The sequence below is a fragment of the Hymenobacter rubripertinctus genome (assembly GCF_003583925.1).
In the GTDB taxonomy this organism is placed as follows: domain Bacteria; phylum Bacteroidota; class Bacteroidia; order Cytophagales; family Hymenobacteraceae; genus Hymenobacter; species Hymenobacter rubripertinctus.
This window is the reverse complement of the sequence record NZ_QYCN01000002.1, coordinates 216354-228846: the sequence shown is the minus strand read 5'-3', so window position 1 is coordinate 228846 and position 12493 is coordinate 216354. Positions and strand designations below refer to the sequence as shown.

12 protein-coding genes are annotated in these 12493 nt (G+C 61.1%); 3 read left to right on the top strand and 9 right to left on the bottom strand.

Features of this window, described 5'->3' with window-relative positions:
- Positions 1-427 precede the first annotated feature (427 nt).
- Positions 428-1537 (bottom strand): OmpA family protein, encoded by a 1110-nt coding sequence (locus D0T11_RS02185; protein WP_147374483.1) that lies wholly within the window; start codon positions 1535-1537, stop codon positions 428-430.
- A gap of 219 nt (positions 1538-1756) precedes the next feature.
- Positions 1757-3577 carry a peptidoglycan D,D-transpeptidase FtsI family protein gene (locus D0T11_RS02180; RefSeq protein WP_119654138.1) on the bottom strand — a complete coding sequence of 607 codons (1821 nt, stop codon included), beginning with the start codon at positions 3575-3577 and terminating at the stop codon, positions 1757-1759.
- A 211-nt stretch (positions 3578-3788) separates the two neighbouring features.
- Here D0T11_RS02180 and D0T11_RS02175 point away from each other — a divergent pair, with 211 nt between their 5' ends.
- Genes D0T11_RS02175 through D0T11_RS02165 form a run of 3 tightly spaced genes read left to right on the top strand, consistent with a single transcriptional unit; the run spans position 3789 to position 4985 of the window.
- Complete coding sequence (locus D0T11_RS02175; protein WP_119654137.1) at positions 3789-4157, top strand: HepT-like ribonuclease domain-containing protein; 369 nt, start codon at positions 3789-3791, stop codon at positions 4155-4157.
- Between the two features lie 43 nt (positions 4158-4200).
- Positions 4201-4533 (top strand): type II toxin-antitoxin system HigB family toxin, encoded by a 333-nt coding sequence (locus tag D0T11_RS02170; protein ID WP_119654136.1) that lies wholly within the window; start codon positions 4201-4203, stop codon positions 4531-4533.
- Positions 4534-4541: 8 nt separating this feature from the next.
- Positions 4542-4985, top strand: a complete 444-nt coding sequence (locus D0T11_RS02165) for a helix-turn-helix domain-containing protein (RefSeq protein ID WP_119654135.1) — start codon at positions 4542-4544, stop codon at positions 4983-4985.
- Between the two features lie 78 nt (positions 4986-5063).
- On the opposite strand, the gene D0T11_RS02160 is transcribed toward D0T11_RS02165, so the two are convergent.
- From D0T11_RS02160 to D0T11_RS02135, 7 genes are all read right to left on the bottom strand, one after another.
- Entirely contained in the window at positions 5064-5486 is a 423-nt protein-coding gene (locus tag D0T11_RS02160; protein ID WP_119654134.1) for a hypothetical protein, read from the bottom strand.
- Positions 5486-5650 (bottom strand): hypothetical protein, encoded by a 165-nt coding sequence (locus D0T11_RS22405; protein WP_182888207.1) that lies wholly within the window; start codon positions 5648-5650, stop codon positions 5486-5488. Before D0T11_RS22405 ends, D0T11_RS02160 begins: the two co-directional genes overlap by 1 nt.
- Positions 5651-5917: 267 nt before the next feature.
- On the bottom strand, positions 5918-6220 hold the full coding sequence (locus tag D0T11_RS02155; RefSeq protein WP_119654133.1) for a helix-turn-helix domain-containing protein: 303 nt from the start codon (positions 6218-6220) through the stop codon (positions 5918-5920).
- Positions 6207-6545 (bottom strand): type II toxin-antitoxin system RelE/ParE family toxin, encoded by a 339-nt coding sequence (locus D0T11_RS02150; RefSeq protein WP_119654132.1) that lies wholly within the window; start codon positions 6543-6545, stop codon positions 6207-6209. Before D0T11_RS02150 ends, D0T11_RS02155 begins: the two co-directional genes overlap by 14 nt.
- A 214-nt stretch (positions 6546-6759) precedes the next feature.
- Entirely contained in the window at positions 6760-7800 is a 1041-nt protein-coding gene (locus tag D0T11_RS02145; RefSeq protein ID WP_119654131.1) for a Fic family protein, read from the bottom strand.
- A 340-nt stretch (positions 7801-8140) separates the two neighbouring features.
- Positions 8141-8881: a phospholipase D-like domain-containing protein gene (locus D0T11_RS02140; RefSeq protein ID WP_119654130.1), complete on the bottom strand. Its 741-nt coding sequence runs from the start codon at positions 8879-8881 to the stop codon at positions 8141-8143.
- Positions 8882-8956: 75 nt separating this feature from the next.
- Positions 8957-12433: a methylmalonyl-CoA mutase family protein gene (locus D0T11_RS02135; protein WP_119654129.1), complete on the bottom strand. Its 3477-nt coding sequence runs from the start codon at positions 12431-12433 to the stop codon at positions 8957-8959.
- Positions 12434-12493: the final 60 nt, after the last annotated feature.

Here is a 12493-nt window from a genome sequence, read left to right as displayed (position 1 = left end):
CAAATACGAGTGGCTGCGGCCAGAAGCCTACGCTGATTTCACTACGCTCAAGGCCGCCGTGCGCCATATTTTGGACCACGTGGGAACAGCATACCGCATCCGGTTTCAAACCTGAAATAGTCTGATTAATTCTGAACAAGCACTTACCAGCAGGAAATGGCCTTTTACGAGCAGGAGGAAGCGCGTCGGCAGCAGGCGTTGCTGTCCGTCGCCGACCAGCCGGTTCCGGCTATTCCAGTTCCGGCTCCTCCGGTCCGTCCGTCCGGAAATTAAGCGCAGCGCCCCGCTATTGCCATTCTGCCAACGCCCGCCTCTGCCCGTCAGAAGCGGGCGTTGCGTTGTCGAAGGAGTCCGCGCTACCCGCCTGCACCGCTGCTGCGCTGGTTGCTTAGGGGGTGGGGATGAGAGTAGGGATGATGCCCGTGCGCTACTCCAGTACCCGCACTTCCACGCGGCGGTTGCGGGCGTCGGGCGAGGGGTGCAGGGGCCGGGTGTCGCCGTAGCCCACGGTACCGATGCGCTCCGCCGCTACGCCCGCCGCCGCCAGCCGGTCCTTCACGGCTTCGGCCCGCTGCCTGGAAAGCACCAGGTTCTTCTGCGGCTCCCCAATGCGGTCGGTGTAGCCAGCTACCTCGATGCGCAACCCGGGCCGGGCAGTCAGCTCCGCCACCAGCCGGGCCAGGGCGGGTTGGGCTTCGGCCAGCAACTCGGCGCTGCCGAGCTTGAACAATACCGTGGGCAGCACTACCGGCGTGGCGTTGAGCAGTGCCGCCGCCGCGTCGGCCGCTACGGTTGCGGGCAGCGGCGGGGCCGGTTGCGGCCCGACCGTTACCGCCGCCGGTTCCAGGGGTGCTACCGCCGCCGGCCGCGCGTCGGCGGCCGCAACCGGGCCGCTCACGCGCACCGTGATGGGCACCAGGGCGCTCTGACTGGTAGGATAGTAGCCCTGGGCCAGGTAGAAGGTGGTGGTTTGCGCGAGCCGGGTGCGGTAGGTGTTGCCGGTAGCCAACGGCCGCTGCCGCTCCGCATCGGCGTACCAGAGCACATTGCGGCCCGATACCCGCAGGATAGTTTCGGCCCCGGCCGGTACCGTGGCGGATGACTTAAGCACAACGCGGTACAGTGTAAACGTGCCGGTCGTACAGTCGCCGATGGGCTGGTAGGCGGCGCGACCCGTGAGCTTCTCCTGGGCCGCGTCGTAGGTGAAGGCAATGCGGCCAAAGCACCAGTAGCTGAAAAGCGACTGGCCGGTTTCGTTGAGGCGGCGGCCGTGTTCGAGGCGCAGGCCACCCGCCGTGCGCGTGCCGCTCACCTGAAACGTAACGGTCACATCCGGATCGTCGCCCACTTCGTGGTAGAGCACCCCAAACAGGCGGCCCGTTTGGCCCTGCTGGAGCCGCAACTCGGCGGGCCAGTAGCTGGCTTTTTCATTGGCATCAGTTTCCACGCCCTGCCATTGGCCCGCCAGGGACTGGGCGCGGACAGGGCGGGCGGTAAGCAGCAGCAGAACCGCCGGCAGGGTCTTCCAAGTCATCATTCAGCCAGAAAATGAACGCGGGGGAGTTTGCGCAAAGACGTCTTTTTGCCGCTCAAAGGTTGCGTTCCGGATCCGAAAATGGGCGAGGGGTGTTCCCTGCTGCCGTGCAATAGCCTTGACTGGCTGGCGGTGGAAGTGCTCTGACGAACTCTGTAGCTGCCCGGACACCCGATCCGGTATGCCGGAAACGAGGTGGCCGGCCGCTTCCTGAAGGGCGCTTCAGTACCCCTGCCGGGCGCGGCTCATAATGCGCCGTTCCCAGTTCCGGCGCTTGGGCGCAATGGAGCCGCGCAGGTACTTTTCCATCACCAGCACGGCGCAGGGCGCGGCGGCGGTGGCCCCGAAACCAGCGTTTTCCAGGTACACGGCCACGGCAATGCGGGGGTTATCGGCGGGGGCGAAGCCGACGAAGGCCGCGTGGTCGTCGTCGTCGTCGCCGCCGTTTTCCACGGTGCCGGTTTTACCGGCTACCGTGATGCCCACGTCGGCCAGGCTGGAGGCTTCGGCGGTGCCGCCGCGCTCCAGCACGGCCTTCATGCCGGGCAGCAGGGCCGCGAAGTGGACGCTGTCGATGAGGGTGCGGTGCTTGTGTAGGAAGCGTGGCAGCGGCCCGCCGGCCCCGATGCCGCGCACCAGGTGGGGCGGGTAGTACCAGCCGCGGTTGGCGATGATGGCGGCCATGTTGGCCATTTGCAGGCCCGTGAGGTTGATTTCACCCTGGCCGATGCTGAGCGAGTAAATGGAGCGGTAGGTCCAGCGCCGGGTCTGGCGGGCCTTGTCGTAGTAGGCTGGGGTGGGCAGGAAGCCGGGGGCCTCGCGGGGTACATCGGTGCCCAGCACCGAGTCGAGGCCGAAGGAGCGCACGTAGCGCCGCCACTGGGCCAGGTTGGCGTGGCGGGCGGCCACGGTATCGGCGGCCAGGCTATCGGGCACCCGCTCGATGAGGTTGCGCATCACCTGGTAAAAGTAGGGGTTGCAGCTGTACTGGAGGCCCACCGTGAGGTTGCGCGGCACCGGGTGCTCGTGCACGCAGCTGATCAGCGACTGGTCGCAGCGGAAGCCGGTGCCGGGGCCGATGGCACCCAGTTGCAGGGCCACGGCGGCATTCACCAGCTTGAACACTGAGCCGGGCGGGTTAGCCAGCGTGGCGGGCCGGTTGAGCAGCGGCCGGTCGTCGCTTTCCAACAGCTCGGCCCGCAGCCCGGCCCGATCGGGGGCGGTGAGGGTGGCCGGATCGAAAACCGGCCCCGACACGTAGGCCAGAATTTCGCCGGTGCGCGGGTCGAGGGCCACCAGGTAGCCCTTGCGCCCGCCCAGCAGCTTCTCGGCGTAGGATTGAAGTCCCGCGTCGATGGTCAGGTGCAGGTCCTGGCCCTCCTGGAAGAGCGTGTCGCGGGTCCAGCTGCCGTGGGGGCGGCCCTGGGCATCTTCCAGCGGGTGGGCGTAGCCGCGGTGGCCGGCAAGCAGGCCGTTGTAGTAGCTCTCCACGCCGCCGTTGCGCAGGCGGTAGAAACGGCCCCGGGACGTGCGGCGGGCCTGCCCCAGGAAGGGCTGGGCCTCCTCCGACCAGTACCCGAGCACCGGTGCCCCGGCCGCCGTGGTGTACACGCGCCGGGGCCGCTGGCTAAGCGCCAAAGTGGGCCAGGCGGCGCTGTCGCGGCGCACCCGCCGGACTTCGGCAGCCGTAAGGCGAAACTGTACCGGGTAGCTGCCTGCGCCCGCGTAGGGCCGGGCCTCGGCGAAGCGGCGCCGCACGGTGGTGGAATCCCAGCCCAGCAGCCGGCCCAGGGCCAGGGTGTCGAGGGGGGGGCGGGGCGGCAGCTTCAGCAGGAACTCGGGGCGGGKGGCGACCAGCACCGAGTCGTGGCGGTCGAGGAGGCGGCCGCGGCGGGGCACACCGGGCAGGGCCACGCGGCGGGCAGTGTAGCGCACGCGCACATCCTGGGCGGCTGGGGCGGTGGTGGTTTGCTGATCGGGGGAGGAGCAGGCGGCCAGCAGGGCCAGTAGCCCGATTCGCCACTGGTTAAGAATGGTGCGCATGGGGTAAAGCTAGGCAATTGCCGGCCTTCGGCGGCGCGGTTTTCGGTGAACCGGCCGTGGTACTGGTTAGGCACGAAAATGTGGAGACGCGTATTCGCGTCGCGCCGTTGAACAATAACGTTCAGGTAAGCAACAACGGCAGCCGCCGGACCTCACGCTTCACCAGCGCGATGTGCGCACCTGCCGCCCCACCAAGCGCAACCTCTAAATCATGGGCAAAGCAGTGGGCCGCATTATGAAGCTGGCCCCGTATTTCCAGCTCTCCAACGCCCGCCAGATTATAGCCACCCGCAACCGGATTATCCACGGCTACGACACGGTTTCCGATGAGATGACGTGGAGCATCGTAGTGCGTCATCTGCCGCAACTGAAGCAGGAAGTAACGACTTCTGGCCGGGGAGTAGTTTCCTGCTCAACTGCCCCCAACGACCCGCCCCGCCGCCCCGCCGCACGCCCCCGGCCCCACCCGAAGCGGCGCGTAACGGCCGCGGCGGGCCGGGGGGTAGCGGCGGAAACGGGTGCGCCGCATGGAGACACACCTACTCGGAAGTGTAACGCGAGACAGAAAGTTACGCCATAAGTTCGCATATTGCGAACTTATGGCGTGACACCAATGTCCTTCCATGAAAGTGCATCTTATCAAACGGCAGATCGTGGAAGACTTTGCGGCCCGCCATGCCCGAAGTCGCGCCGCTTTTGCCCTCTGGCTAACGGCCGTCAAATACGCCGACTGGAACACGCCTGCTGATATGCAGCAAACCTTCGGCGCGGCCGACTTGCTAGGCAACGGCAGTAACCGCGTCGTGTTCGACATCGGCGGCAACAACTACCGGATGATTGCCCGCTATGCCTTCGGCCAGCGGCAGGTACACTTGTTCGTTTGCTGGCTGGGTATGCAGGCTGAATACGACAAGCTGTGCGCGAAAAACCAGCAGTACACCGTCAACCTCTACTAGCCCATCCTATGAAAACGCTCAAATACACCGTTATCAAAACAGAGCCGCGGTACCAGGACTATTGCCGCCAACTGGAAGCTTTAGCAACCGAAGATGCCCCCTCCACGGCCACGCAGGAGGAAATCGACCTGCTCACGCTGCTCATCGAAACCTGGGACCATGCCCACGCTACGCTGCCCGAAGCCGACCCCATCGAGCTGTTACGCTCCCTGATGGCGGGCCGCAACCTGCTTGCCAAGGACCTGGTGGCCGCGCTGGGCCTGAGTAAAGGCGCGGTTTCGGATATTCTGAACCGGCGGCGGGGCCTGTCGAAAGAGGTTATCCGCCGCCTCGCCAGCTACTTCAAGGTTTCGCAGGAAGCGTTTAACCGGCCCTACGAGTTGGTGGTGGCGGCTGCCCCTTTGCCCCGCAATGCGCGGGTGATTCATCAGGAAGCTAAGGCAGCGGCTTAGGCACTACACGGCCCCGCCGCCCTGCCATGCGCCCCCGGCCTCACCCGAAGCGGCCTGTAACGGCCGCGGCAACCTCGGCTAAACGGCTCGGCGGATGAAGGTGAACGTGTGGCTGGTCTGCTCCACGTCATAGGCTCGCAAATCCAGGTGCTTCTGGTAGAGCGTCAGCCGCTGGGCGACGCGATAGGGCGCTTTGATAAAGTGCTCCACAATGGCTGGCTGCACCTCGTTTAGAAAGCGCTGCTTGATGGCGAAAATGACTTGCCAAAGCGGCGGTTTGTAGGCTGCCGGATACGTGCAGAAGTCCTCCGGGACGGCTGAGCCGCGCCGGAATAGCGTGAAGTCGCTGGTGTAAATGAGCTGCTCCTCGTAGCTGACGCCCCGCACCTCGTAGGCCTGAATCAGCACGTCCCAGTCCGGGTGCAAGTTGCTAATGTCGTATTCCAGACTGCCCCCGGATTCGTCCCAGTCGCAAAACCGGATGCGGGCTTCGTCCAGCATTAGTGGGCAGCGCGGCGCTGGCGTTGGGCTTCCAGCCGCTCGGCCGCCGTCTGGCCGGTGAGCTTGTCGAGGGCCTCGTAGCGCCGCCGCAACTGCGCCAAGGCATTCTGACGCCGGGCCTCGTGCAACTGGGCGTCGGTAGGAGCGGGCTGGGTGGTTTTCATAGTAACCAAAGATAAAGCAGGAGCGGTTAAGTTTCCATCGGTGCGCAACAGTAGCGCCTCGTGATACGATTTGAGACGATTCGGTACGATGTTGAGACGATAGGAAAGCAACACGCCACCCAAACGGACCCAAACCTACTCGTTCCAGCCGCCCCCACCGCCCCGCCGTGCGCCCCCGGCCCCACCCGAAGCGGCCTGGAACGGCAGCAGTGGAAATGGGTGCGCCGCCCGGAGTGGTTGGGGCGCGAGTTACGGATGAGGAAGGAGCTAGAACTTGATGGAGAACTCCAGGTGGCCGCCCAGGCCCTCGGCAATGATGCGCTGCAAGGTGGAGAGGCGCACATCTTTCAAGTCCTTTTCCAGCTTTGAAATGTACGATTTGTCGGTGCCGGCTAGCTCGGCTAGTTGGGCCTGGGTGAGGCCTTTGGCCTGCCGGGCCTGCTGGAGCATGGCTCCTAGCTTGAACACCTCGTAGCCCGCTTCAAATACCTCGCGCGGCTTGCTGCCAGTGGGGCCGTGCTCCTGGTCGATGAACTCGTTGAGGCTGGTGAGGTCTTTAGCGGCTTTCATAGTATTCGGCTTTGATGGTGTGCGCCCGGTCGAGTTCGGCTTTGGGCGTTTTCTGGCTTTTCTTGGTGAACCCGTGGCCGATAACCACGACGTTGCCCTTATCGAAAAAGCAGAAGATGCGGAAGATGTCGCTGCCGACCTGCACCCGGATTTCGTAGAGGCCGTCGGAGCCGGTGAGGTGCTTGAAGTAGGTTTCCGGTAGCTGCTCCAGGTCTTCTACGACGCGCAAGGTCCACAGAATCTTCTTCTTGACCTTATCCGTTTGGGCCTGATAAAAGTCGCGGAAATAGTTTTTAAAGAAGAACAGACTGCGCTTTTTCGGCATGAACCAAAGATAAGCGAAGTAGTCCAATCAGACAACTTGACCTTGCGGGCGTTGGTTCAACCAGCCGCATCACCCTACCATCTCGTTCCCGTCGCCCCCACCGCCCCGCCGTGCGCCCCCGGCCCCACCCAAATCGGCCCGTAATGGTAGCGGCGGGCCGGGCAGTAACGGCGGGAATGGGTGCGCCGCCTGGAGTGGTTCGGGCGGCGCGAATTTATAGCAAGTAGTAAACAGTAGCTGGTCCCTTGCCCTGTTTTTCTATTCGTCCTTGCGACAGTAGCTCGGCCAATGTGCGTTTGACTGACTGACCGGGAATATCCAGCTTCTCGGCAATCTGCCCCGACTTGCTGCCCGGATGGTTGCCGATGAAACCCAGGACGGCTTTTTCGCGGGGCGACAATTGCGTGGCGGCATCTTGTACCGTCAGCTTTTGCAGCAGTTGCTGCTGCACGTTGCGGAGAGCATCAAAGAAGAAATGTAGCCATGACGATACATCTTCCCCTGGCCGCTGCGCCTGGCACTTCTGCAATTCGCGGTAATATGCTGTCTTACGGTTCTCAATTTCGTGCTCCAGACTCACGTACTGAATCCAGGTGTAGCCGTTGCGGAGCAGCAATAGCGTGGCCAGCAAGCGGCTTAGGCGGCCGTTACCGTCCTGGAAGGGGTGGATGCTGACGAAATCGTAGGCGAAGAGGGCGCACTTTACGAGGGGGTGCGTGATTTGGTCGCGGTGGTACCAGGCGATTAGCTCGCGCATGGCGTCGTCGGTGGCGAAGCCGGGGGCGGTGGTCTGGAAGATGAGTTGCTTGGTGCCATCGGGCAGCGAGGCTTCTACGGCGTTGCTGTGCTGCTTGTAGTTGCCCCGGTGCCACTCGTCTTTACTGCTGAACCGGAGCAGATGGTTATGCAGGCCCTTTAAACTGTTTTCGGTGATATCGATGTCGGCGTAGGATTCCGAAACCAAATCCAGCACCTGAAAATAGCCGACCACTTCCTGCGCATCGCGGTCTTCGAGCTTGGAGATATCGGTGTTGCGCAAGAGCACGTCCACTTCCTCGTCGCTCAGGCGCGAGCCTTCGATGCGGGTAGAGGCCCCGACGCTACGCACGGTGGCAATGGCTTTCAACTGTTTCAGGCTCGCGCCTTCCCGCCGCTCAATAGCCGACCAGCCGGCATCAAATCGGTCGAGCTGGCTGATAACGCTCAGCAGGGCCCAATCCAGCTTTACCCGCACGGTATGTACCTGTTCGCTCATAAAACGAAACTACGGAATCTGAGACGATTTGAGACGATTTGAGACGAAAGTGAGACGAAAGCGAGACGAAAGCGGCACACGCTTCTCTGTGCAACCCCAACGACCCGAACCCGCCGCCCCGCCGTGCGCCCCCGGCCCCACCCGAAGCGGCAGCGGCGGGCTGGGGAGTAGCGGCGGGCTGGGGAGTAGCGGCGGAAATGGATGCGCCGCTAAGAGTGGTGGGGGCGGTATAGTTCCTGCCTGCCGCGTTGCGGTAGTGGAGGTGCCCCTTCCAATCCGCTCCCAGCGCCCCCACAGCCTCTAGGAATGGCGGGGCACTAGGGAAGATAGGGAGCGATACTTATTTTACTCTATAACTTGACAACCTTGAATCTAGGCAATCGAAATCATATAATGCTTTTCCATTATGATAGGCAAGCTTAGGGTTTTCTTTAGAATATGTGGTGTCCAAAGCATGTTCAGTCCAAACACCAAATATTTTATCTGGTATATCATAGCTATAGCAGCCATAGACGAATAGAATACCAATTCTATTGCCCTCTTCCACTTCTACCCAACAATATTGGTCGAACCCTTCCTCATCAAAATCTCCAGTTTTTATGACTGACGCATAAACAGCTGAATCATAGGGGATATACTTGCTGTCAAAAACAATAGAAGCCCTTTTTATTTTGAAAAATTCCCTGGCAAACTGACTAGCAAATAAAAAATTATCTTTTTCTATAATTATATTTTCCTTGTGATACGCAGATGCGCTAAAAGACCAATTGTATGACCCTGTAATTGTAGTATTTAAATCAATAACACAAAATTTATTATGCATGATTGACTTGCCTTTATTTTCATAAAGATATAATTTGCCTCCATGAAATAAAAATTCATTAAATTGAGATTTAACTTTTGAAAATTGATAATCACCATTCACAATTACTTCTATCTGAATGCCTGATTTCATTTTTTTGACGAGAGTAGAAATAAGGTCATAGTCTGTTATCCATGCAACAGCGATATATATAATAAACTCTGCGCTTTCAATTTCTTGAACAAGAACTTCTTTTATTCCTTCGAAATATGTTTTCATTCAATAAGCTATTATTTAAAAAAGGGTGCTACCTCAGCAAGGTAGCACCCTTTCTCATTGAGTCAAATCCGAGACTTACATATTCCGCCGATACTGCCCGCCGACCTCGAACAACGCGTTCGTAATCTGGCCCAGCGAGCAGAACTTGACGGTGTCCATTAGCTCCTCGAACAGGTTGCCGTTGGCGACGGCGACTTGCTGCAGGTGCTTGAGACGCGCGGGGGCCTCGGCGGCGTGGCGGGCCTGCAGGGCCTGTAGCATCGTAATCTGGTACTGCTTCTCCTCCTCGGTGGCCCGGATTACCTCGGCGGGCACCACCGTGGGCGAGCCCTTGGACGAGAGGAAGGTGTTGACGCCGATAATGGGGTACTCGCCGGTGTGCTTGAGCATCTCGTAGTGCATGCTCTCCTCCTGAATCTTGCCGCGCTGGTACATGGTTTCCATGGCCCCGAGCACGCCGCCGCGCTCCGTGATGCGGTCGAATTCGAGCAGCACGGCTTCCTCCACCAGGTCGGTTAGCTCCTCGATGATGAAGGAGCCCTGGAGCGGGTTTTCGTTCTTGGCCAGGCCCAGCTCGCGGTTGATGATGAGCTGAATGGCCATGGCCCGGCGCACCGATTCCTCGGTGGGCGTGGTAATGGCCTCATCGTAGGCGTTGGTGTGCAGGCTGTTGCAGTTGTCGTAGATGGCGTACAGGGCCTGCAGGGTGGTGCGGATGTCGTTGAAGTCGATTTCCTGGGCGTGCAGGCTCCGGCCGCTGGTCTGGATGTGGTACTTGAGCATCTGCGAGCGGGCGTTGGCGCCGTACTTCAGCTTCATGGCCTTGGCCCAGATGCGGCGGGCCACCCGGCCAATCACGGCGTACTCGGGGTCGATGCCGTTGGAGAAGAAGAACGAGAGGTTGGGGGCGAAGTCGTTCACGTCCATGCCCCGGCTCACGTAATACTCCACAAACGTGAAGCCGTTGGAGAGCGTGAGGGCCAGCTGGGTGATGGGGTTGGCCCCGGCCTCGGCAATGTGGTAGCCCGAAATCGACACCGAGTAGAAGTTGCGGACCTTTTCGTCGATGAAGTACTGCTGCACGTCGCCCATGAGGCGCAGGGCGAATTCGGTGGAGAAGATGCAGGTGTTCTGGGCCTGGTCTTCCTTGAGAATATCGGCCTGCACCGTGCCGCGCACCTGCGTGAGGGTGCGGGTTTTGATGCCGGCGTACACGTCGGCCGGCAGCACCTGGTCGCCGGTTACGCCGAGCAGCATGAGGCCGAGGCCGTCGTTGCCCTCGGGCAGGGGGCCCTGGTAGTGGGGGCGAGGCTGGCCGTACGCCGCGTAAATGGCGTCGATTTTCTGGTTGACTTCGTCTTCCAGGCCGTGCTCCTTAATATAGAGTTCGCACTGCTGGTCGATGGCGGCGTTCATGAAGAAGGCGGCAATGGTAGCGGCCGGCCCGTTGATAGTCATGGAAACTGACGTGCTCGGGTTGGCCAGGTTGAAGCCCGAGTAGAGCTTCTTGGCATCGTCGAGGCAGGCAATGCTCACGCCCGCGTTACCGATTTTGCCGTAGATGTCGGGCCGGTGGTCGGGGTCTTCGCCGTAGAGCGTCACCGAGTCGAAGGCCGTGCTCAGGCGCTTGGCGGGCAGGCCCATGCTCACGTAGTGGAAGCGCCGGTTGGTGCGCTCAGGGCCACCTTCGCCGGCAAACATGCGGGTGGGGTCTTCGCCCTCGCGCTTGAACGGGAACACGCCGGCCGTGTACGGGAACTCGCCGGGTACGTTCTCCTGGAGCTGCCAGCGGAGCAGGTCGCCCCAGGCGGTGTAGCGCGGCAAACTCACCTTCGGAATTTGGGTGCCCGAAAGGCTCTTGGTGTGCGTCTGGAGGCGGAGCTCCTTGTCGCGCACCTTGAACACAAACTCGGGGGCCTTATAGGCGGCTACCGTTTGCGACCAGTTCTCCAGGAGCTTCCAGTTCTGACCGTCCAGGCGGAGCTTGACCTCCTCGAAGGTGCTCTCCAGGCCGGCCACGAGTGCTCCGGGCTCGACTCCGGCAGGGCTTGCGCCGCTGCTGTTACCAATTGCTCCGGCACTGTTTCCAGCGAGGCTTTCAACGGCTCCGACGGCTTGTCGGATTCCATAGAGCTGCTGCGCTGTGGCAGACTGTTTTTGAACCCACTGGTCATATTGGCGGTTGGTTTCGGCTATTTCGGAAAGGTACCGCGTGCGGTGCGGCGGAATGATGTAAATCTTCTCGGAGTCCTCCACCGAGGTTTCGAGCTTCGAGGCAAAGGCGTGGCCGGTGCGCTCCTCCATGGTAGCCAGCACGGCGCGGTACAGCCGGTTCATGCCCGGGTCGTTGAACTGCGAGGCGATGGTGCCGAACACCGGCATGGTATCGGTCTGCTGGTCCCAAAGGCCGTGGTTGCGTTGGTACTGCTTGCGCACATCGCGCAAGGCATCCAGCGCGCCCCGCTTGTCGAACTTGTTGAGGGCAATCACGTCGGCGAAATCGAGCATGTCGATTTTCTCCAGCTGGGTGGCCGCGCCGTACTCGGGCGTCATCACGTAGAGGCTGGCGTCGGAGTGCTCGATGATTTCGGTGTCACTCTGCCCAATGCCGGAGGTTTCGAGGATAATCAGGTCGAAATCGGCGGCCCGCACCACGTCCACGGCGTCCTGCACGTACTTGCTCAGGGCGAGGTTGCTCTGGCGCGTGGCCAGGCTGCGCATGTACACCCGGGGGCTGTTGATGGCGTTCATCCGGATTCGGTCGCCGAGCAGCGCCCCGCCGGTTTTGCGCTTGCTGGGGTCAACCGAAATAATGGCAATGGTCTTTTCGGGGAAGTCCATCAGAAACCGCCGCACCAGCTCATCCACCAGGCTCGACTTGCCCGCGCCGCCCGTGCCGGTAATACCTAATATCGGAGCTGTTAGCTGAGAGCTGTTAGCTGTTAGCTTTCCGTCCTTATCAGCGGTTGGAGAGCTATCAGCTAACAGCTGATGGCTAAAAGCTTTTTTAAACTCTTCCGGGAAGTTTTCGGCGGCCGAAATCAGGCGGCCAATGTCGCGGGCGTTCTTGTCTTTGAGGTGGTCGGCCTCGCCGTTCAGGTTCTGGCCGGTGGGGAAGTCGGCTTGTTCGAGCAGGTCGTTGATCATCCCTTGCAGGCCCATGGCGCGGCCGTCGTCGGGCGAGTAGATGCGGGTAACGCCGTGGTTCATCAGGTCCTCGATTTCGGAGGGCAGAATCACGCCGCCGCCGCCGCCAAAGAGCTTGATGTGGCCCGCGCCACGCTCCTTCAGCAAATCGTGCATGTACTTGAAGTACTCGTTGTGGCCGCCCTGGTAGGAGGTAATGGCAATGGCCTGGGCATCCTCCTGAATGGCGCAATCCACGATTTCCTGCACCGAGCGGTTGTGGCCCAGGTGAATAACTTCGGCCCCGCTGCTCTGGATGATGCGGCGCATGATGTTGATGGCGGCATCGTGCCCATCGAACAGCGCGGCGGCCGTTACAATGCGGACGTGGTTTTTAGGTTTATACGGAGCTACGGGAGCATGCATAGCGAAGAGCGGTTGGGTGGGTTTTTGAAAGGCTAAGGTACGAAACAGGCGGCAGGGGCG

Coding starts and splice junctions, on each gene's coding strand:
- D0T11_RS02175 (WP_119654137.1), top strand. CDS start 3,789: ATGGGCAAAGCAGTGGGCCGCATTATGAAGCTGGCCCCGTATTTCCAG.
- D0T11_RS22405 (WP_182888207.1), bottom strand. CDS start 5,650: ATGAAAACCACCCAGCCCGCTCCTACCGACGCCCAGTTGCACGAGGCC.
- D0T11_RS02135 (WP_119654129.1), bottom strand. CDS start 12,433: ATGCATGCTCCCGTAGCTCCGTATAAACCTAAAAACCACGTCCGCATT.
- D0T11_RS02150 (WP_119654132.1), bottom strand. CDS start 6,545: ATGCCGAAAAAGCGCAGTCTGTTCTTCTTTAAAAACTATTTCCGCGAC.
- D0T11_RS02145 (WP_119654131.1), bottom strand. CDS start 7,800: ATGAGCGAACAGGTACATACCGTGCGGGTAAAGCTGGATTGGGCCCTG.
- D0T11_RS02185 (WP_147374483.1), bottom strand. CDS start 1,537: ATGATGACTTGGAAGACCCTGCCGGCGGTTCTGCTGCTGCTTACCGCC.
- D0T11_RS02170 (WP_119654136.1), top strand. CDS start 4,201: ATGAAAGTGCATCTTATCAAACGGCAGATCGTGGAAGACTTTGCGGCC.
- D0T11_RS02160 (WP_119654134.1), bottom strand. CDS start 5,486: ATGCTGGACGAAGCCCGCATCCGGTTTTGCGACTGGGACGAATCCGGG.
- D0T11_RS02155 (WP_119654133.1), bottom strand. CDS start 6,220: ATGAAAGCCGCTAAAGACCTCACCAGCCTCAACGAGTTCATCGACCAG.
- D0T11_RS02140 (WP_119654130.1), bottom strand. CDS start 8,881: ATGAAAACATATTTCGAAGGAATAAAAGAAGTTCTTGTTCAAGAAATT.
- D0T11_RS02165 (WP_119654135.1), top strand. CDS start 4,542: ATGAAAACGCTCAAATACACCGTTATCAAAACAGAGCCGCGGTACCAG.